Below are 20,421 nucleotides of genomic sequence, written 5' to 3' on the forward strand. Positions count from 1 at the left end.
TGAAACTGCGGGCTCTGGGACGCAAATCCCCAAAGCCCGCAAATTAAGGTTTACGGCTGCAGATTGACGGTAAGCTTTGCGATTTCACCGTTAAAGGCGAACGGGACCTGATAATCAGTTTCATCTACACCTGTGCGAGTATCGACGCCCACATCGAAAGTCTCATCCCAAGGCATGAGCGCCGGGATCGTGTGTGGTATTTTCGCGTTCGCGACCTCCTTGCCGTCCACCTTCAGGACGCCAGTGCCGCCCTTGCCCATGCCGGGTCCGTCAGATTTGAAATCGAACACCAGCGTGTGCTTGCCGGATGAAAGGGTGTCCTGCCCCTCCCAACGGAAGCGCTCCATATTGACGAAGTTGTACAGAAATACGGGTTTGCCCTTGAGGAGATAGAACCCGTATCCACCGAAGCGCCCCCCCGTGGTGACGAGCATACCTTCGCCGCCGTTTTCGGGAACGGTTACCTCTGCGGTGATCGTGTAGGATTTGTTGATGACGTTGGGTGCATTGCTTGTCGGAATACCTGGCATCACGCCGGCGTAGCTGAACTCCTTCCGTCCGGCGGTGGCGCTCGGCCGTGGCGTCTCAAGGCGTTCCAGGATCGAGTTGTCCAATGGGAAGACGTCGTACTTCGCCGCTTCCATCAGAAACAGTTCCTGCATCTGGTGCAATTTTTCCGGCATTTTTGCAGCAAGGTCGTTGTTCTGGGAATAGTCCTCAGTGAGGTTGTACAGTTCCCATTTATAGCCATCGACGACGTCCGGCATCGCCGTCGTGCCCATCAACCACGGCGCTGCTGGTGGTGTCGTGCAGGCATACCAGCCATCGCTGTAGATGCCGCGATTGCCGAACATTTCAAAGTATTGCGTTTTGCGGGCAGATGAGGCTTGGGCATTGTCCCATGTATAGGCCATGCTCACGCCTTCGATCGGTTTCTGCGCAACGCCATCGACCATAACCGGGGCGGTTATGCCTGTTGCTTCGAGGATCGTAGGAACGATATCGATCATGTGGTGGAACTGAGTGCGAACTCCACCGGCTTCCTTGATCCGTGCGGGCCAGGACATCGCCATGCCCTGACGCGTGCCGCCGAAGTGCGAAGCAACCTGCTTCGTCCATTTGAACGGCGTGTCAAACGCCCATGACCAGGCAACCGACATATGCGGATAGGTTTGGTTGGAGCCCCATTTATCATAGAACGCCATCTGCTCTGCGACCGGCATCTGCATGCCTTCGATCGTGATCAGTTCGTTCGGGGTTCCGAGCACGCTTCCTTCGGCGCTGGTGCCGTTGTCACCTTCAATGTAGATGACGAGGGTGTTGTCGAGCTTACCCAGATCATCGACGGCCTGGATAACCCGCCCGATCTCATGGTCCGAGTAGGCCACGTAGGCAGCAAACACCTCAGCCTGGTGCGCGAACAGCTTCTTGCTCTCTTCGTCGAGAGAATCCCATTTCGGGAGGCTCTCTGGCCATTCGGTTAGCTGCGTGTTGGCGGGAATGACGCCGAGCTTTTTCTGATTGGCGAAAATCTGCTCGCGCAACTCGTTCCACCCCATGTCAAACTTGCCCTTGAACTTGTCGATCCATTCCTTGGTTGGATGGTGGGGGGCATGAGTGGCACCGGGCACGTAGTAAACGAGGAACGGCTTGTCGGGTGCTGCCGCATTTAGCTGCTTTATATGATCAATGGCGTTGTCGGCCGTGTCCGTTATGAGGTTGTAGTCGGGCTTACCGGTCCAGGGGAAAATCTGGGTGGTGTTCTGGAACAGGTACGGCTCCCATTGATTGGTGTCGCCACCCATGAACCCATAGAAGTAGTCGAAGCCCATACCCGTCGGCCATTGATCGAACGGACCAGCGGCGCTGTACTGAAAAGCGGGCGTGTTGTGGTTCTTTCCGAACCAGGACGTGGCGTAGCCGTTCTGCTTCAGGATCTCGCCGATCGTAGCGTTCTCTATGCCGATGATCGAGTCATAGCCGGGATAGCCGGTTGCCTGCTCGGAGATGACGCCGAAACCCGCTGAATGGTGATTGCGGCCGGTGATAAGCGCGGCGCGCGACGGCGAGCAGAGCGCGGTGGAATGGAACTGCGTAAAGCGCAACCCCGCGTTTGCGACACGGTCGAGTGCCGGCGTGGGGATCACGCCTCCGAAAGTGCCCGCAACGCCGTATCCAGCGTCATCGGTCATGATCAGAAGGATGTTCGGGGCGCCCTTTCGGGGGACGATCTGCGGTGGCCAATAGGGTTTTGAGGCTTTCGCGTCGAGGCCGATTTCTCCACCGAACGCCGCCGGCGGGTTCGGTAGATATCGACCGTCGATCGTCGTTGTTGCGCTGGGCGAACCCAATTCACCCGTGGTTTCCTGCGCATTGGCATTGAAATTCGAAGCTGCCGTCAAACTCAAGGTGGCAAGAAAGAGCGTACCTAGTCTTAGCATGTCGCTTCTCCTCCGGTGAAAAAAAGAGAATTACAGAATGCTAAAATTAGGCAAGGTTGTAACAGTTACGAAGCCGGTTCGCATGCCCTGCGGACTGGGTGTCAGCGTGGGACAATCTGAGGGAAACGCATAACGTTGCGTGGGGACGACACTGCGATAGGTTCTTTAGATTTCAAACGCTTATCAGCTGCATCGGCATCATCTGCGGTGCAAACTACTATGCAAAATCTCACCCCCTCCGCCCGCCGATGAGAACACTCCAAGGCGATGCTGACGCGATCATTCGCACGCTGCTCGCCGACCGCACGCACCTGCGCTGACAGCTAGCGCTCGCCGAGACCTCGGCGCGCACCAGCTTAGCTCGAGGATGGCGTCCTCGCGGCGACAGGCAAACCGTACGTAGCACATGAGCGACGAGACGACCAGAAGTGCCAGTCAGGGCTCCATACGGAACCAAGGCCCATGTGCCATCCACACGACTAAAAGATGCTTCCAAACAGCGCGGAATAGACAATCACGGCTATCGCGAGCGTAAACCCAAGCGCGACGAACAGTCGGGTGAAATCGTACGTATAGAATCGAGCGAGAGTAAAGTTCCTCACGGCGACCTCCTAATTTTCATTTTGGTTGCGATGCCAGTGCACGGCGTCCACAGCAACTCAGGACAATGAGCGACTGCAATTCGTACCGACCTTGCCTACGAGACCTGCCGGAACTTGGATATCGGTCATGATTGCGGCTACGAATTCATCGCGTTTCGCACGATTGTCGAAGCCTTTGATTGCAGCGAGGTCCGTGCTTCTGGCAGTAGCCATTCGTCCTGCTGCGCTTGAACAGATGCCCGCAAATGCATCCACCTGAGCGGTTTCCGCCGCCCGCGTGCTGGCAGTCGTGGTCGTAAGCCATCCAGCATTGAAACCGACAATCGGCGCCGCGAAAAGCCCAATGCCTAAACCAATGGCGTAGGGTCTTGTCCATTCAAAAATTCGATCGAGTGTCATGACTTTGCTCCCTCTAATCAGGTGATTATCGGGATCGTTACAGGCCCGCGCTCGGACCATGAGCCAATGGCAATCCAGATTTTCCAGTTTGCGCTTTAAAAACGTCAATGTAAACAATCAAGAATCGATGTTAATGTGAAATATTCGATATTTAATTATTGATACTAATATTTATAGAAATACATAATTCTTGATCTTTCTCTGGATTTATATATATCAACTGACGTCGAATTCTCCAGAAATTTTTCATGAGTCCGTCTAATACTCCCAAAATATCTTGGTAAAGCCTCAATCATCGGATACAGATTAAACGTCGTTCTTAGGCCAGCTTGGCTTTTTGCTTCGTCAGAGGCTCCAGACCGCCAAACTCACCAATCATCGATCCTTGACGGCAGTTGTTCGCGCTGCATTGGCGCCAGACCAGCCCGATTTGGCTGAACCTTGCGAACGGCGTTCGCCATAAGAAAGGGGGCAGTATGTTTACCCGTACGAAATACCGAACCGTCCATTTCGATGAACCGTTCTGGATGCCAGGCCTCTGCGAGATGGTGGCCCCGGGCGACTACGAAGTTGATGAGGACGAGGAGTTGATTGAAGGCATCTCCTGGCTGGCTTATCGCCGCGTGGCGACCCTCATCAAGCTGCCGGCGACGGTCGAGAACAAATACCAAATGCGACTTGTTGCCATCGATCCTGAGGAGCTTGAAGGCCTCATCGCAGTGGACCGCGACAGGCACGCAATCTCCCTCTCGCCCAAATCGGAGAGACAGCAATTCGATGGGTAACGGCGTTTGCCGCTTGGCTCGTCAGTTAGCCCCAAAAGTCGAACGAAGATGTCGGCCTATGCGACCGAAACCTATCGCCCTCATCACAGAAGTAAGGATGCATCGGTGCTGTTCAGACGATTTTCTTCAGGAAGCCATCCAGAGAGACAGACGGCTTTGAACATTGGAACACACACCGAAACCGAGGTTAGGGACGCGATATGAAAAATAGCGACGAAGAACACGCACTCGCCATTAGTGTATGGGAATCGGAAGGCGGGGCGCCCAACAGATCCATGAGGCTCTATCAATACGGACGCCGCGTCGAATGCGACAGGTCGTACACCATCTACCATGTGTTCACGGGCGTGCCGGCAAAGATCGGTTCATGGACGATGACGGGGCTCAGCCAAAAGAATGCGGCGCGGGCTCTGCGTACTCTCAACACGCCCTAAAGCATGTCGCGCAAAAAGTGCGCAGCGGTTTGGCGATAGCGACACGCGTGAAATCAAACTGTCGAAGCGCGTTGCACGAGGCCGTTTAAACGCGACGCGCCCCGGGGCACCCGCAGATGTTCAACAATTGAAAGAGAGGCTCTATGCACGGGTACTCCGATGATATCGTCCCGGCATTGAGTGAGACCGAAATTGGCGTGCTCCGGCGCGTATTTGACGCGGCTTGTGCTGAGTGCGGAATATCGCGGCAGGGCCAACAAATTCAGCGGCTGGCGCAATTTCTCATGACCGAGTTCCGCCTCTACCCACTGGACGAAGAGGCGCTGCTGACAGCCGCACGGGCATTCTATTGCAAACAGAAACGTAAGCCCGGCAGCTCGGAATAATGTCGCCTATTCGCGGGAAGGCGCTTGTTTCCAATTAATCAAATAACACCTTGGGCCCACCCCTCGGAGGAGAAGTACAAACTGCCAAACATGGCCAGAGCACGGCTATAGTCGATCACAAACAAAATAAGAAAGGAAGAAAACCATGAGATCGTACATTGGAAGCTTCGGATATCAATTCAGATTCGTTGACTTCATGATCCGGTCATCGCTTGCGATTTCCCTTGGGGTCATAATCTATATCACATTCTATGGAGTTTTCTGGTGAAAGCTCGTCACGAACGAGTCCACCGCTCATCGCGCCGCTTGGCTGACGCCCATCCGCCGCGCCTACTGGACCACCTATCACGAAAGCGCCCACGAGCTCGTGCGCGTGCGCACAGTCGTGGCTTTCCTGCAGGAACTGGTGACGGCGGAACATCAGATCTTCGTCTGACACGCCTGAATCGGAGAAATCCGCCACAATCGCGCGTCGGCAACCCGGCGGCCTCGTCGAGCGAATTTTCGCTATCAATGTGCGACTTGTGAAGCGGCCGCCATCAGTTCCTTGGGATTGAGCGCCTGGCACATATTTTGACCCTGGTCCTCAACTTCTGTAAAGCTCCAGCGCACCACACCTTCTCGATCGAGCAGAAAATGGCCGACAAGCTGCATATGACCGGGTGTCCTCACCTGCTGATCGGCGTCTGTGATTTCGTACCCATCCTTTTCGCTCAGAAGATCGCCGGCGGTTGCCGGGTCCATCGGTTCAGGCAATTCCCCCGGCCGATCGACCCGCATCGTCTTGACCAGGTCCATTCCGACCTTGTGTGGCCAGTCGGTTTCATCCTCCGTGAACTCGAGGAGGGGTAAGCCGAAGGCGCGGTGTGACGCCCGCTCCGGGTCGGATGCAGCAAGAAGGCCGGGGATCGGATGATAGCGGAAATAGAGCCGCGCGCGTTCGACCGGGGTGTTCACCACCGCCAGAGAGTCCACGCCTTTTTCGCGCAAAGCCGGGTTTAACTGTGCCATTGCCGCGACATGGCGACGGCAGAAGGGACATAACAGGCCCCGATACAACCCGACCAACAATGGACGACGGCCGCGAAAATCATCAAGGGCGATCTTGCCCTCGCGTGAGATCGCATCCAGCACAAAGTTCGGAGCCTGGTCGCCCAGTCGTAGCGGATGGTCCTGATATTGTGGAGACATGGTCAACCTCCTCGCCCGAAGGACCAATAAAGAAGAGGCCGCACAGCGGCGCACGGCCTGACCTCTCGTCTTAGCGTATAGCCAGGATCAACCTGAGAATGGTCCCACATTGGCTCGCGAGCAAGCAGTAAACGGTGAATCGCGCCACGGGACGCTACCCCGGCGAGGCCGCATGGACTTCCTGACACGCGCCCTTCCCCTCGTTGATGAGCGATGGTCCAGAAGCGATGGATCAGAGCGTCTCAGAACGCATGCTGTCCGGTGTCGCATCTAAAGGGAAATGCCGGCTTCCCGTAGTCCATCCACGAGGCGGCCGAGCACGGCAGGGTCCCGATAGGGCAAGGCCCGTTTGAGGTGGTCGATGGAGAAGTTCGGGTTGACCTCGAACACCTCGTGCCAATAGCGCCGCGCCTCCTCGTGACGCCCGGTGCGACCATAGAGGCAGGCGAGATAGAAGCGCGTCATGTCGGATCGCGGCGCCAGCGCCAGCCGGCGCATGAAGGCGATCTCGGCCTCGTCGAAGCGGCCGAGGTTCAGCAAGGTCCGCCCCAGGAAATGCAGCGACAGGTCGAACTGCGGATCGAGCCGATGAGCCCGCGTATAGAACGGCAGCGCGTCTTCGAACTGGCTCTGAAAGTCCCGGATCGTGCCGAGGGCGGTATGGCCACCGGCGGAATTGGGATCGAGCTTGATCATCCGTTGGGCGGCGCTTTCGGCCTCATCGAAACGCCGCATCCAGCAGAGCGCGATTGAAAGCGCGTGATAGCCATGCGGCTCGTTGTCGTCGGTATCAACAGCCTTCTGCGCCAGTTCCAAGGCACGCTCCAGATTGTCCACCGTCCCGCCGTTCCATCGGTTGATGAAATCGGTCAAGGCGATGATCGAGAGGGACGCGTAGGCGGCTGCCAAACCCGGATCGATGGCGATAGCGCGCTCGAGCATGCTGCGCGCCTCCGCTGACGACACGGCATCGAACCGCAGAATGGCCTGACGGGACCGGACGAGCAGATCATAGGATTCCGGATCGACCTTACCGCGGCTTTCGCGTCGCTCTTCCTCGCCGGCCGTCAGCTTCACCTTGAGCGCCGTGACAATTGTGCGGGTCACTTCGTCCTGAACCTCGAAAATGTCTTCGATGCCGCGGTCGTAGCGCTCGGCCCAGAGATGACCGCCCGTCGTGCCGTCGATCATCTGGGCGTTGATGCGGATACGGTTGGCGGCGCGGCGCACGCTGCCTTCAAGGACATAGCGCACACCAAGTTCCTGGCTCACCTTGCGGATATCCGGCGACTTGCCCTTGTAGGCAAAGGAGGAATTGCGGGCGATGACGAAGAGGCCGGAAACCTTCGAGAGATCGGTGATGATGTCCTCGGTGATGCCGTCGGCGAAATAACCCTGCTCCGGATCGCCGGACATGTTGTCGAACGGCAGCACGGCGATCGAGGGCCGAGCCGGTAGCTGCGGCGGAGTTTCGGCGACGACCTCGACAGAAGCGCCCGCATATTCGTCCGGCGACCAGCTCCAGATGTGCACCGGGCGTTCGATGTTCTTGACCTCGTGGTGACCGCTGTCGGTGAAGCGGAGGTCGATGCGGCCGTGCATATATTCATGAACACCATCCGAGATGGCGACGCCGCCGGGTCTGGCGAGCGCCTCGATCCGGGCCGCGACATTCACGCCATCACCATAGAGATCGCTGTCGGCGACCATGATGTCGCCCATATTGACGCCGACGCGAAGCACGATCGCCTGATCCGCCGGGACATCCCTGTTTGCGGCCATCATTTCCCGCTGAAGTGCTGCGGCGCATTCGACGGCATTGACGGCGCTGGAGAATTCGACGAGCACGCCGTCCCCTGTCGTCTTGAAGACCCGGCCCTGGTGGGTGGCGACGAGCGGCTCCAGCACCTCTTTCCACCGCGCCATGAGCCGCGTGTAGGTGCTCGTCTCGTCACGCTCCATCAGCCGGCTGTAGCCGACGACGTCAGCAGCCAGGATGGCGGCGAGTCTGCGCTTGATGGATTCGTTGGCCATGGATTGCGGCGCCTTCCGAGAATCCTTTCTCAAAATTTTACCGGCGGATGGCCCCAATGTCTATTCAGTCTGCGGTCGGTCTGCGGCTTGCCTGTTCACGCCTGAGACCCGCCATAGGCAGTTGGCCCAACTGGACCGTCTCTCATCCACCTCGGGCGGCAGCCATGCAGCCGATTAGCCCGATTTGGGTAGCGCAGCGGCAGGAACAGGGAGTTGTCTTCCTGCGTTTCTGCTCCATCGGAAAAACCCTGTGCGATGGCTCAGGGCGACCGCGATGAACAGGCGGCCCGCCCCAGAAGCGGTTCGCATACGGAATTGAGGAAGGAGGATGGAACGATGCTTGTCGCTGTTACGGGCCGGCCAATCCTGCCGGGTGAATTCATCAAGATCGAAGACGTCTTCAGGGATGCGATTAGAGAGAGAAATCTTCCGCGCCGCTCATCGGAGGCTAAGGAGCTGGCAGTCCGGCTGTTCGAGCTTTACCAGAATGGCGTCGATGACGTGGTGGCGCTGAGAGCGATGGCCAAGCTGTTCTGAGCGCGCGATGTTTGCGGCGATGGCTGCTACGCAAGCGCTTCAATATCAATGAGATAAGAAGGAAATGGTACGGTTGGTGGGAATCGAACCTACGACCTCAGGTGCCACAAACCTGCGCTCTAACCAACTGAGCTACAACCGCACTGCTCGCGACATGTGTGTCGCTTGGCGGCTCACATACGGAGACTTCCGTCGCTTTGCAAGCCTTAACTTGAGATTATCCTGCAAAAAGACCGGATGGCAACCCATCCGGTCTTTTTGGATTTCGGCGCGCCCGGCAGATCCGGTGGCGACAAGGTCTGTCGCTCCCCGCCAGGCAGCACAGTCGGTCGGCTTAGACCTTCTTGAAGGAGGACATTGCCTTTTCGGCAGCTTCCTTGCCCGGCTTTGCGACGTTCTCGGCAACCTTCTTGGTCGCTTCCTGCATCGACTTGGCCTGCTCGACGGCAAGCTCGGCCTGCTTGCGGACAAAGCTCGTCTGCAGTTCGACAAACTCGGAGAGCGACTTCACGCCGAGCAGCGCTTCCATGTGCGAGAGCGAGTTTTCCGCATTGGTGCGCAGCGCGTCGATCGCCTTGAGGCCGATTTCGACGGTGCCGGTCTGAGCGCTTTCAAGCGTGGCTTCGACGGTCTTCGTCGCCTCTTCGGCGGCGGTCTTCATCTTGGCATAGGCTTCCTTCGACTGGGCGGCACCCTTTTCCGCGAAATCGCGGAAGCTGTCGGTGATCTTCGCCGGGTCGAACGAGGAAAGGGAAAATACGTCGTCGGTCTTCTTGGTAGCCATGAAAGCGCTCCTTGGTGTCAGGCCCTCTTCTGAGGCGCCGTTGCTTGATGCGCACTATATAGTCGACCTCCTTGTGCATTGCAATAAAATTGTGCAGCGCACAAAAACCCGGGCATTAACCTTTCGCGGTGAAAGCCGGGACGAAGCTTCGGCCTCGCTGGACCCCCGCGGATCCGCCGGGTATTAATAGAGTGTTAACCCGTAAGCGATCCGTCAATAGGCCCGTTCATGCCCGCGAGACAGTATCCTTTCATCGACATCGCCGTGCATGCGCGGGTGCGAGAGCATTTCGCCCGTGGCGATGCGGCGATCCTGTTTTCGCGGGACTTCGCACGCATCCTCTGGGCAAACGATCAGGGCGCCGCGTTCTTCGGTGCCGGATCGATCTATGACTTCATCGATGCAGGACCGGAACAGAACGATCTTTCGCTGCGCCAGTTGCGCGCCGCAGCCGCGCAACTCGTGCGCGTCGGCGATCGCCGCCAGCTTTCGATCCGCAAGTACTCAGGCTTTCGCGGCACGCCGCTCAATGTCGCCGTCGAAATGATCCGCGTTCGGCCGGACGAGGATGCCGTGCTCTTCACCGCGCCGCATGCAGGCGCACCGCTTTCGATCGAAGATCGGGCCGCACGCATGATCGCCGGCCTGGACGGCCCCGACACCCACATGGCCGTGCTCGACAGCGAGGGCGCCGTTGTCGCGCATTCCTCGGGTTTTCCCGACCTCGGCATGTCGGACGAGACGCGCAAGCAACTCGTCGTCGCGGTCTCGCGCGACCACGACTGGCTGATCAAACGGCCGGTCGCCACCCGCAAGGGCCATCTGCCGGCAGCCGTCGGCAAGATCGCCGACGATCCGTCGCTGCACCTGCTCTTTGCCGTCGAGACCATTCTCGGCACTCTCGACCCCGAGGAACACTCTCCTGCAGCCGAGCAAGCGCCGGTGTTGCCGCCCGTCCAGGATCAGGGTCCGGACGAAAGCGAGATTGCGACCGACGCCGAATTGGCAACCGACGAAATGGGCGACGAACCGGCCGCAAGCCTGGCGCCGCTCGAGCCGTTGGAAACGGCTGACGAACCCGACGCATCGGACGTCGAACAGCAGATCGACAACGGTGTCGAGGTCACGGATGAAGTGGGCGTCCTGGCGGACGCTGTCATCGAGCCGGAGCCGTCCAGTACCGCCGACGAGACGACAATTGCACCGTCCGCGGACGAACCCGACGCAGAGGACCTGAGCGTCGAGACCACTGAAATCGCTGCCGAAGCGGCTGTCGTCGAGGCAGCCGAAGACGAAACGGCCGAAATCACCGAAGTGGACAAGGCTGCCGGGGAGCCGGCGGAGTTCGTCTTCACGCCCGGCGGTCGTGCGGTGCGTTTCGTCTGGAAAATCGATGCCGAGGGCCGCTTCAGCGAAATCTCCGAGGAATTCGCAACCGCGGTCGGCCCGCGCGCGGCCGACGTGATTGGCGCAAGCTTCACCGAAGTCGCGGTACGCTACGACCTCGACCGCGACCACAAGATCGGCACGCTGCTGCAGCGACGCGACACCTGGTCCGGCAAGACGATTTTCTGGCCCATTCAAGGCACGAGCCTCAAGGTTCCGGTCGATCTTGCGGCTTTACCCACCTATTCCCGCTCGCGCGAATTCGACGGCTTCCGCGGTTTCGGCATCGTGCGCCTGGCCGATGCCGTCGAGGACGAGAACGCCAACGGCCTGGCGCTCGGCCTCACCGAGGCGGAGACGGACGAGCCCCTGCCAGAACGGGCCGAGAGCGAAAGTCCAGCCGGCGAGGCTGAGGCCGAAGGCCGGGTTGCGGCCGGACCGCAGGCCGAAGAACAACCGTCGCCCGCACCTGAACCTGCGACAGAGACTATCACGGGCGAAGGCAGCGCTGCCGAACCCGAAGACCTGCCGCTTTTCTCGGTCGTGCCGGAAGCAACGGAACTTCCACCTGAAGAGGAAAGCCTTGTCGAAGAGCCCACGCCCCCCTCGAATCCCTTCCAGGGCGAGCGCCCGGTGCTGCGCGTCGTCGAGACACCAGGCCGGCGAACCTCCGACAAGGTCGTCGAGCTTGAGCAGCACCGCGCGGCGAACGGGCTGACACGCGGCGAACAGGCGGCCTTTCGCGAGATCGCCCGGCAACTGGGCGAGAATTTCGGCAAGCCGCCTGAAGAGGAAGACGCCGCGTCGGAAAGCGGCAAAACAGTCAGCGCGGCAACAGACGGGCCCCTCCTTGCGGGTGAGAACGACGACACCGCTTCGCTGCAGCCCCCGTCGGACGAGCCGGAAATTGAGGACGCAGCACCTGTCGCGGCAAGCGGAAGCGAAACCGAGCTTGACGCAGAGACACGCGACGCCGCCAGCGAGACCGACGTCCAGCAGCAAACGGCCGACATCGGTCTTAGCGGCGAGATCCTCGACAGCCTGCCGATCGGCATGCTCGTCCATCGCGGCGAGCAATTGCTGCATGCCAATCCGGAGTTCCTGCGGCTCACGGCCTATAGCGATCTCGACGCGTTCGCACAGGAAGGCGGCATAGACGCGCTGTTTGCCAACGGCGAAGAGGCGATCGACGGCGAACCGGACGGCACGATGACGCTGATCCGCAAGGACGGCCAATTGCGGCCGGTCATCGCGCGCCTGCACTCGATCCGCTGGGGCGGCAACAGCGCGCTGATGCTGGCACTGACGCCGGCAAGCGCGCCAAGCGTCCAGCCGGCCAAGAGTGACGAGGCGGTGGCAGGCGGCGAACAGGTCGATCGCCTGAAGACGGAAATCGACGAGCTCAAATCCATTCTGGAAACGGCCACCGATGGCGTGGTCGTTCTCGGCCATGACGGCGATATCCGCTCGGTGAACCGCTCGGCGAGCGCGCTCTTCAACTATGACGAGGCCGAGATCCGCGGCAAACCCTTCGCGGCGCTCTTTGCCCATGAAAGCCAGAAGGCCGTGATCGACTACCTGCACGGCCTTTCCGGCCACGGCGTCGCAAGCGTGCTGAACGACGGCCGCGAGGTGATCGGGCGGGAGGCCAATGGCGGCTTCATCCCTCTGTTCATGACCATCGGAAGGCTTTCGGCATCGAACGGCTTCTGCGCCGTGATCCGCGACATCACCCAGTGGAAGCGGACGGAAGAAGAGCTCCGGAACGCCAAGCGCGCGGCGGAAACGGCAAACGCCCACAAGACCGAGTTCCTAGCCCGCGTCAGCCACGAGATCCGCACGCCGCTCAACGCGATCATCGGCTTCTCCGACATGATGGCGAGTGAACATTTCGGCCCGGTCGGCCACCCGCGCTATATCGAATATGCCGGCGATATCGGCCGCTCCGGCCGCCATGTGCTCGATATCGTCAACGATCTCCTGGATATCTCGAAGATCGAAGCCGGAGAGATGGAGCTCGACTTCGGCGCCGTCGAGATCAACGAGGCGGTTTCCGAGGCCGTGTCTCTCGTCCAGCCCCAGGCCAACAGCCAGCGCGTCATCATCCGCACCTCGCTTTCGGCAGCCGTGCCGAACGTCGTCGCCGATGGCCGCTCGATCAAGCAGATCGCGCTCAACATCCTGGCCAATGCCATCCGCTTCACGCCCTCAGGCGGTCAGATCGTCGTGTCGACCTCCTACGAGGCGAACGGCAGCGTCATCCTGCGGATCCGCGACACCGGCGTCGGCATGACGCGCAACGAGCTGGACCAGGCGATGAAGCCATTCCGACAGGTGACGACGGGCGCACGCAAGCGCGGCGACGGCACCGGGCTTGGCCTGCCGCTGACGAAGGCCATGGCCGAAGCGAACCGGGCACACTTCTCGATCACCTCCGCGCCGAACGAAGGCACGCTGGTGGAAATCTCCTTCCCGTCACAACGCGTCTTGGCGAACTGAGACCGGATGTTATAAGGAAATGTTGACTCACGGTGGCCAGTTTGCTGGCCACCGGTTAGCCATTCCTGCCGTCTCGCTTCGGAATCGATCGATTGCAGTCCACCACTCAGAGCACAAAGCGGCGTCTTGCACGTGCAGGAACCGGTCTTTCCCATCCTCTCCTGGCGACCTGGGCCGGCCTGACGTCGGTGATCGTGCTGATGCCGATCATTGCGATCGCGTGGCTCGCTGTTTCGGGCGGGGGCGGCAACTGGCCGCATCTCATGGAAAACGTCATTCCGCGCGCAACCGGGCGAACGCTGCTCCTCGTTTCGCTGACCGGTGCCACCACGGCAATCATCGGCATCCTGACCGCCTGGCTGGTGGCAAGCTGCGAGTTTCCGCTTCGCCGATTTCTTTCCGCCGCCCTGGTGCTGCCGCTCGCCATCCCCGCCTATCTTGCGGCCTATGCCTTCGGTGAGCTCTTCACCTTCACCGGGCCGGTGCAGAGCCTGATCCGCTTGATCTTCGGCTTCAAGACGAGCCGCGACTATTGGTTTCCGGATATCCGCTCGCTCGGCGGCGCGGTGCTGGTGCTGAGCTCGGTGCTCTATCCCTACATCTACCTCGCCTGCCGCTCGATGTTCCTGATGCAGGGACGGGCGGCTGCGGACGTCGCGCGCACGCTCGGCGCCGGTCCGCTGAAAGTGTTCTTCCGCATCCAGATCCCGATGGCTCGCCCGGCGATCATGATCGGCCTGACGCTGGTGGCGATGGAGACCTTGAACGATATCGGTGCCGTCGAATTCCTCGGCGTGCAGACGCTGACCTTCTCGATTTTCGATACCTGGCTGAACCGCGGCAGTCTTGCGGGCGCCGCCCAGATCGCCTGCATCATGCTGGTTTTCGTCATCGGCCTGATGATGATCGAACGGGCCGCACGCCGCCGCCAGCGCTTTTCCAGCCAGAAGACGACCTCGGCGGTTCACGACGCCGTCCGGCTGTCGCTGACCGGCTGGAAGAAATGGGCGGCAATGTTCGCCTGCCTGCTGCCCGTCCTCTCCGGTTTCGCCGTGCCGTTCTTCATCCTCGGCAATTTTGCCCTGAAGCGGATCGACCAGTTCGTGGAGCCTCGCCTTCTGAACGCGCTCTTCCACAGCATCCTGGTTTCGGGCGCGACGGCGATGGCCACGGTATTGCTCGGCTTCGTGCTGGCCTATGCGGCGCGCACCGGGCACTCCCGCGTCTCCGACACGGCCGGGCGGCTCGCCTCCTTCGGCTACGGTGTGCCCGGCACGGTGCTGGCGATCGGCGTGCTCTTTCCGCTCGCTGCTCTCGACAATGCGATCGACGCCGGCATGCGGGAAACCTTCGGCATCTCCACCGGCCTGATGATGACCGGCACCGGCTTTGCCATCATTTATGCCTGCAGCGTGCGCTTTCTTACAATGGCGGAAGGCACGCTCGAAGCCGGCTTCCAGAAGCTCTCTCCGCATCTCGACATGGCCGCGCGCGCGCTCGGGCGCACGGGCGGACAGACCCTGCGCACCGTGTTGCTGCCGATGATGCGCCCAGCCGTTCTGACTGCGGCCCTGCTCGTCTTCATCGAAACGATGAAGGAGCTATCCGCCACGATCATGCTGCGACCCTTCAACTTCAACACGCTCGCGACCCTCGTCTACGAGGATGCCTCGCGGGCGAAGGTGGAGGATGCTTCGGTCGCCGCCATGATCATCGTCATCGCCGGCATGATCCCGGTCATTGCCGTGTCGCGGTCTCTCGAAGGCCGATCCTGATAGGTATCGGGAAGCCCCCTGCGCGTTTCTGACGGCAGCAACGGCATAAAAAAAAGGTGGCTGGGAGGCCACCTCGATAATCGAATGCTAAACCAACAAGTGCTCGAGAAGGGATGACATCATGTCTGCGGCGGCATCGCTGCCGAGCGCCGACTTACATCGACCGGCCTCAAGTTGACATGACCATGCGCCCCCAATTCCTAACAAGACCTTACCAGGCGGCTCCGCAATTTTAGTGATTTTTCAGCAAGTCTGAAGGCGTGGTTAATTCGGGGAGCGCCAACAAGTTAACGCGCCCTCAATTTTTAAGGGCCTCGAGCCCGGCAAAAAGGTCGAGCGCCTCGGGGTTGGCGAGCGCCTCCTTGTTCTTCACCGGACGGCCGTGCACGACGTCACGAACGGCAAGCTCGACGATCTTCCCCGACTTGGTGCGGGGGATGTCGGTGACCGCGATCACCTTCGCCGGCACGTGGCGCGGCGACGCGCCGATGCGGATGCGGTTCTTGATCGCCTTGGTCAGATCGTCGGTAAGCGCGATACCAGATGCGAGGCGAACGAAGAGAACGACGCGCACGTCGTCTTCCCAATCCTGCCCGATGCAGAGGGCTTCTGCGACCTCCTCCATCTGCTCGACCTGATTGTAGATCTCCGCGGTACCGATGCGCACGCCGCCGGGGTTCAACGTCGCGTCGGAGCGGCCGTGAATGATGATGCCGCCATGTTCGGTCCATTCGGCAAAGTCGCCATGGCACCAGATATTGTCGAAGCGCTCGAAATAGGCGGCGCGATACTTGGCGCCCTCCGGGTCGTTCCAGAACATCACCGGCATCGACGGGAACGCCTTGGTGCAGACGAGCTCGCCCTTTTCACCGCGCACGGATTGCCCCGCGTCGTTCCAAACGTCGACCGCCAATCCGAGGCCGGGCCCCTGAATCTCGCCGCGCCAGACCGGCTTCAAGGGATTGCCGAGCACGAAGCAGGAGACGATATCGGTGCCGCCAGAGATCGAAGCGAGCTGGACGTCCGACTTGATGCCTTCGTAGACAAAGGAGAAGCCTTCCGGCGACAAGGGCGAACCGGTGGAGGTGAGCAGCCTCAAGGTGGAGAGATCATGGGTCTTGGCCGGCACGAAGCCGCCCTTGCGGACCGCATCGATGTACTTGGCCGAGGTGCCGAACACGGCGAACTTCTCGGCGGCGGCATAGTCGAAGAGCACGTTGCCGTCGGGATAGAAGGGCGAGCCGTCGAAGAGGCAAAGCGTGGCGCCGACCGCCAGGCCCGAGACCAGCCAGTTCCACATCATCCAGCCGCAGGTGGTGAAGTAGAAGAGGTTTTCGCCGCGGCGCAGGCCGCAATGGAATCGGTGCTCCTTCAGGTGCTGCAGCAAGGTGCCGCCGGCCGAATGAACGATGCACTTCGGAACACCCGTTGTGCCCGACGAAAACAGCACATAGAGCGGATGGCTGAACGGAAGCCGTTCGAACGTCAGCGTCTTCGCCTCGAACGGCGCGGTGAAATCTCCGAGAGTCTTGCCGCCCGCGATCGAGGCCGCAAGCGCTGCGCTGTCGCCGGCATAGGGTATGATCAGCGCCGGCACTGCAAGGCTCGCGGAGACCGCGCGCACCTTCGCGTCGACGTCCTGGCGCTTGCCGTTATACCAGTAGCCGTCGCAGGCGATGAACAGCTTCGGCGCGATCTGGCCGAACCGATCGAGAACGCCCTGCTCGCCGAAATCGGGAGAGCAGGACGACCAGATCGCCCCGATCGAGGCGGTCGCCAACATCAGCGCGATGGTTTCCGGCATGTTCGGCATCATCGCCGCGACGCGATCGCCCGGGCCGATGCCCTGCGCTTTCAGCGCCTGCTGTAGTCGCGACACCAAAGCACGCAGATCATTCCACGACAGGCGGTAGTCGACCTTGTCCTCACCGCGGAAGACAAGCGCATCGCCATCGCCGGTTTCGCGAAGCAGGTTCTCCGCGAAGTTCAGTTTCGCTTCGGGGAAGAAACGGGCATCGAGCATCCGGTCGCCATTGACGAGGGCAGTCGCGCCACGCTCCCCGACGACGTTGCAATGCTCCCAGACTGCGGTCCAGAAGTCACCACGCTCGGCCACCGACCATGCATGGAACGCGTCATAATCCGCAAAGGTTCTGCCGAAGCGTTCGCTGCACCAGGCGATGAATTCAGCCATTGGGCTATGCGCACGGATCTCTGGACTCGGAACCCACAATGGCTGCTCTGCTTGCATGCTTTCCTCCACTCCTACTCCATGCTCTCTATACCATGCTGCATCGCAAAATAAACAGTACCTGCAGTCGTCTCGGCATCGCGCCGGCGACATTTACCTGTCTGTTTCCTGTCCGTCGCATTTGATTTCTGAAGACCGAAGGCCTATCCAACATGCGAGATCCAAGCGATGGCGACCGGGCAGACATGACACGGAATTTCCTGCATAAGATGCGCGACGCACGCCTGCGGTCGCGGCTCAGCCGTCACCACTTCCTGTGGGCCGCAGCGATCGGAGTGGGGCTTGCTGTCGCCTACAATGCCGCACTGCCTCTGCTGATTTCGACCGCCGACGTGCGCCCGACGGTGGAGCACATGCTCGACGCCTGGTCAGGTGGGAAAAGCCGGATAACAGGCAATCCCGAGATCAGCTTCTGGCCGGAACCGACCCTCACGCTGCGCTCCGCGACGATCGAGACGGCAGATGGCACATCGCGCAAGCTCGTGCATATCGGCAGCATAACCGCGTCCTTCAGCCTGCTTTCAGCCATCGATGGCGACCCGGACCTCGAGGACATCCGCTTGATCGAGCCGGTCGTCACGCTGGAAAGGCGGACGGATGGCACGCTCAACTGGCAACGTCCACACTGGTTGACTGTGCCGGAGCGATCGACCTCCGGCGACGATACGCCCTTCGGTGACGTCACGGTCGAAAACGGACGCCTGCAGGTCATCGATCTCATTACCAATCAGACCCGTGAATTTTCCGGCATCTCCGGAACGGTCAAGTGGCCGTCCTTCTCCGAGCCTCTGGGCGCCCAGTTCTCGGGCAGCATTGGTGGACAGCTGGTAACCTGGACGCTCGACTGCAACGAACCGCTGGTGCTTCTTGCCGGCCGCGATACGACGCTCAGGACATCGCTGACCTCAACGCCATTGAACCTCTCTTTCGAAGGCGTCGGCAGTCTCTCACAAACACCGATCAGTTCGGGCCGGCTCCAGCTTTCGACCGCATCCCTGCAAACGCTGGCGGCCTGGTTCGAGGGCAAAGCCGAGCGTGCCCTGCCCGACAGCAGTTTCAACCTCAGCGCCAATGTCACGACAGGTGATAGCTCCCTGAAGCTCGACGATCTGCAGTTTGCTCTGGGCGGCGCCAACGCGACCGGTGTTCTCGACGTCTCCACGCCAGCCAACGATACGCCCCGTATTGAGGGCACGCTCGCCTTCGACCGCATCGGCCTCAACGGTTTGCAACCCCTCATCGATCAATTGCCGGTGGAGCCTGACGACATCGCCAAGCAGCTCGGTGACGCTTTCGCGCGGACCTGGCGTGCCGATGTCCGCCTGTCGGCGCAGGAGGCATTGGTCGGCCCGCTGCGGCTTGTGGATGTGGCGGCCGGCATCATCATCGACCATGGGCGCGCTTCCATCGACATCGCCGACAGCACCTATGCCAATGGCCGGCTCAGTGGCCGGATCGCCGTCTCGGAAGCGGGGTTGGCAAAGGGCGGCAAACTCGAACTTGTCCTGAAAAATGCCGACCTCGCCGCAGCGCTCGCGGACTTCGGGTTTACCGGCCCGATCCCGTCCGGCCGCGGCAACGTCAACTTCGACCTGGTGACCGAGCATCCGTTCTGGACTGAGCAGGCGGCCGAGGCTTCGGGCCGCATCAGGCTCTCGCTCGCCAACGGCACCCTCTCCAGTTTCGACGCAAACGCCTTTGCGGACCTGGTCAGGGCGGGAGAGTTCTTCTCGCTGGCTCAGGCGAGCGATGGCAGCTTCGCTTTCCAGACGGCCGACATCGAAGCCAGTTTCGGCCAGGGGTCGGCGCGGCTGAACCAGGCGCTTTTCACCGGCAAAACCGGCAGCCTCTCGGTCAATGGCGTCATTCCCTATCGCACCGGCAGCCTGGCACTCGCCGGCACGTTCATCGACACACTCAATGCCGGACAAAGGCTGCGCTTCTTCGTCGGCGGGTCCTGGCCGAATGCGGTGATCTCGCCCCTATCGGTCCTCGGCGAACCCAACTGAAAACGGCCGGCGTCGAGACACCGGCCGTTGGCTTGCGGTTCATAACCGGACAAAAGCCGCTTCACGCCAAGCGTGGAGCTTCTCCCGCTCAGGATTGCGCAAAGGCGGCCCGCTCGTCGCGCTCGCGCTGCGCTTCACGCTGCTTGGTGACGATGGAGGCAACGACGACCCCGATTGCGACAATGCCGATGAGGATCGTGCAGATCGCATTGATTTCCGGCGTCACGCCGAGCCGCACCTGGCTGTAGATCTTCATCGGCAGCGTCGTGGCGCCCGGTCCCGTCGTGAAGCTCGAAATCACCAGATCATCCAGCGACAGCGTGAAGGCCAGCACCCAGCCGGAAAACACTGCCGGCGCGATAACCGGCAGCGTGATCGCAAAGAAGGTGCGGACCGGGGTGGCGCCGAGATCGAGCGCTGCCTCTTCGATCGACTGGTCGAAGCTTAAGAGCCGCGACTGCACGACCACGGCGACGAAGCACATGGTGAAGGTGATGTGCGCCAGCGTGATCGTCCAGAAGCCGCGGTCGAGGCCGATCGCGACGAAGAGCAACAGCAGCGACAGGCCGGTGATCACCTCGGGCATGACGAGCGGCGCGTAGACCATGCCGGAAAACAGCATGCGACCACGGAAGCGCGTGAAGCGGACGAGCGCCAGCGCCGCCAGCGTCCCGAGCACCGTTGCACAGGTCGCCGAGATCAGTGCGACGCGGATCGTCACCCAGGCGGCATCGAGCAGCGCCTGATTGTGCCAGAGCTGCGTGTACCATTTGGTCGAAAAGCCCGCCCAGACCGTGACGAGCTTCGACTCGTTGAACGAGAAGATCACCAGAAGCACGATCGGCAGGTAGAGGAACCCGAAGCCGAGCACGATCGAGGCGATGTTGAAGCGAGACCAGGTACCCATC

Annotated in this window: 13 protein-coding genes, 1 tRNA gene and 1 pseudogene; 7 read left to right on the top strand and 8 right to left on the bottom strand. The window is 60.6% G+C overall.

Annotated elements, in window-relative coordinates:
* Positions 1-50: 50 nt before the first annotated feature.
* Together ACTJKM_RS01955 and ACTJKM_RS01960 are read right to left on the bottom strand one after the other, a co-directional pair.
* Positions 51-2,441, bottom strand: coding sequence for an arylsulfatase (locus ACTJKM_RS01955; protein WP_058325414.1), 2,391 nt, complete (start codon positions 2,439-2,441; stop codon positions 51-53).
* Between the two features lie 659 nt (positions 2,442-3,100).
* Entirely contained in the window at positions 3,101-3,442 is a 342-nt protein-coding gene (locus ACTJKM_RS01960) for a hypothetical protein (protein ID WP_057251108.1), read from the bottom strand.
* Between the two features lie 476 nt (positions 3,443-3,918).
* Between ACTJKM_RS01960 and ACTJKM_RS01965 the strand changes: the two genes are divergently transcribed.
* From ACTJKM_RS01965 to ACTJKM_RS01975, 3 genes and pseudogenes are all read left to right on the top strand, one after another.
* A complete protein-coding gene (locus ACTJKM_RS01965; RefSeq protein WP_058320540.1) occupies positions 3,919-4,227 on the top strand; it encodes a hypothetical protein in 309 nt (102 codons plus the stop codon).
* Positions 4,228-4,804: 577 nt separating this feature from the next.
* Complete coding sequence (locus ACTJKM_RS01970) at positions 4,805-5,047, top strand: hypothetical protein (protein ID WP_057250975.1); 243 nt, start codon at positions 4,805-4,807, stop codon at positions 5,045-5,047.
* Positions 5,048-5,366: 319 nt separating this feature from the next.
* A pseudogene (locus ACTJKM_RS01975) lies at positions 5,367-5,483 on the top strand (LysR family transcriptional regulator); the annotation flags it as partial.
* A gap of 74 nt (positions 5,484-5,557) precedes the next feature.
* On the opposite strand, the gene ACTJKM_RS01980 reads toward ACTJKM_RS01975, so the two are convergent.
* A complete protein-coding gene (locus ACTJKM_RS01980; RefSeq protein WP_058325413.1) occupies positions 5,558-6,238 on the bottom strand; it encodes a peroxiredoxin-like family protein in 681 nt (226 codons plus the stop codon).
* A 270-nt stretch (positions 6,239-6,508) separates the two neighbouring features.
* Positions 6,509-8,272: an adenylate/guanylate cyclase domain-containing protein gene (locus ACTJKM_RS01985; RefSeq protein ID WP_058325412.1), complete on the bottom strand. Its 1,764-nt coding sequence runs from the start codon at positions 8,270-8,272 to the stop codon at positions 6,509-6,511.
* Between the two features lie 336 nt (positions 8,273-8,608).
* On the opposite strand from ACTJKM_RS01985, the gene ACTJKM_RS01990 reads away from it, so the two are divergent.
* A complete protein-coding gene (locus ACTJKM_RS01990) occupies positions 8,609-8,809 on the top strand; it encodes a hypothetical protein (protein WP_143032880.1) in 201 nt (66 codons plus the stop codon).
* Positions 8,810-8,874: 65 nt separating this feature from the next.
* Here the strand turns inward: ACTJKM_RS01990 and ACTJKM_RS01995 are convergent.
* Positions 8,875-8,951, bottom strand: a tRNA-His gene (locus ACTJKM_RS01995).
* Between the two features lie 192 nt (positions 8,952-9,143).
* Entirely contained in the window at positions 9,144-9,593 is a 450-nt protein-coding gene (locus ACTJKM_RS02000) for a phasin (protein ID WP_057250983.1), read from the bottom strand.
* 228 nt (positions 9,594-9,821) lie between these two features.
* On the opposite strand from ACTJKM_RS02000, the gene ACTJKM_RS02005 reads away from it, so the two are divergent.
* Both ACTJKM_RS02005 and ACTJKM_RS02010 read left to right on the top strand, forming a co-directional pair.
* Entirely contained in the window at positions 9,822-13,478 is a 3,657-nt protein-coding gene (locus tag ACTJKM_RS02005) for a PAS domain S-box protein (RefSeq protein WP_058325410.1), read from the top strand.
* Between the two features lie 92 nt (positions 13,479-13,570).
* On the top strand, positions 13,571-15,253 hold the full coding sequence (locus ACTJKM_RS02010; RefSeq protein WP_065372773.1) for an ABC transporter permease: 1,683 nt from the start codon (positions 13,571-13,573) through the stop codon (positions 15,251-15,253).
* Positions 15,254-15,551: 298 nt separating this feature from the next.
* On the opposite strand, the gene ACTJKM_RS02015 is transcribed toward ACTJKM_RS02010, so the two are convergent.
* Positions 15,552-17,504, bottom strand: a complete 1,953-nt coding sequence (locus ACTJKM_RS02015) for an acetoacetate--CoA ligase (RefSeq protein WP_113511373.1) — start codon at positions 17,502-17,504, stop codon at positions 15,552-15,554.
* A gap of 185 nt (positions 17,505-17,689) precedes the next feature.
* Between ACTJKM_RS02015 and ACTJKM_RS02020 the strand changes: the two genes are divergently transcribed.
* Positions 17,690-19,513, top strand: coding sequence for an AsmA family protein (locus ACTJKM_RS02020; RefSeq protein ID WP_058325602.1), 1,824 nt, complete (start codon positions 17,690-17,692; stop codon positions 19,511-19,513).
* A gap of 88 nt (positions 19,514-19,601) precedes the next feature.
* On the opposite strand, the gene ACTJKM_RS02025 is transcribed toward ACTJKM_RS02020, so the two are convergent.
* Positions 19,602-20,420 (bottom strand): ABC transporter permease subunit, encoded by an 819-nt coding sequence (locus ACTJKM_RS02025; RefSeq protein ID WP_058325408.1) that lies wholly within the window; start codon positions 20,418-20,420, stop codon positions 19,602-19,604.
* Between the last annotated feature and the right edge of the window lies 1 nt (position 20,421).

The sequence above is a fragment of the Ensifer sp. 22460 genome (assembly GCF_052044935.1).
GTDB lineage: Bacteria > Pseudomonadota > Alphaproteobacteria > Rhizobiales > Rhizobiaceae > Ensifer.

Coding starts and splice junctions, on each gene's coding strand:
- ACTJKM_RS01980 (WP_058325413.1), bottom strand. CDS start 6,238: ATGTCTCCACAATATCAGGACCATCCGCTACGACTGGGCGACCAGGCT.
- ACTJKM_RS01955 (WP_058325414.1), bottom strand. CDS start 2,441: ATGCTAAGACTAGGTACGCTCTTTCTTGCCACCTTGAGTTTGACGGCA.
- ACTJKM_RS02020 (WP_058325602.1), top strand. CDS start 17,690: ATGACACGGAATTTCCTGCATAAGATGCGCGACGCACGCCTGCGGTCG.
- ACTJKM_RS02025 (WP_058325408.1), bottom strand. CDS start 20,420: ATGGGTACCTGGTCTCGCTTCAACATCGCCTCGATCGTGCTCGGCTTC.
- ACTJKM_RS01960 (WP_057251108.1), bottom strand. CDS start 3,442: ATGACACTCGATCGAATTTTTGAATGGACAAGACCCTACGCCATTGGT.
- ACTJKM_RS02005 (WP_058325410.1), top strand. CDS start 9,822: ATGCCCGCGAGACAGTATCCTTTCATCGACATCGCCGTGCATGCGCGG.
- ACTJKM_RS02015 (WP_113511373.1), bottom strand. CDS start 17,504: ATGCAAGCAGAGCAGCCATTGTGGGTTCCGAGTCCAGAGATCCGTGCG.
- ACTJKM_RS01965 (WP_058320540.1), top strand. CDS start 3,919: ATGTTTACCCGTACGAAATACCGAACCGTCCATTTCGATGAACCGTTC.
- ACTJKM_RS01990 (WP_143032880.1), top strand. CDS start 8,609: ATGCTTGTCGCTGTTACGGGCCGGCCAATCCTGCCGGGTGAATTCATC.
- ACTJKM_RS02000 (WP_057250983.1), bottom strand. CDS start 9,593: ATGGCTACCAAGAAGACCGACGACGTATTTTCCCTTTCCTCGTTCGAC.
- ACTJKM_RS01985 (WP_058325412.1), bottom strand. CDS start 8,272: ATGGCCAACGAATCCATCAAGCGCAGACTCGCCGCCATCCTGGCTGCT.
- ACTJKM_RS01970 (WP_057250975.1), top strand. CDS start 4,805: ATGCACGGGTACTCCGATGATATCGTCCCGGCATTGAGTGAGACCGAA.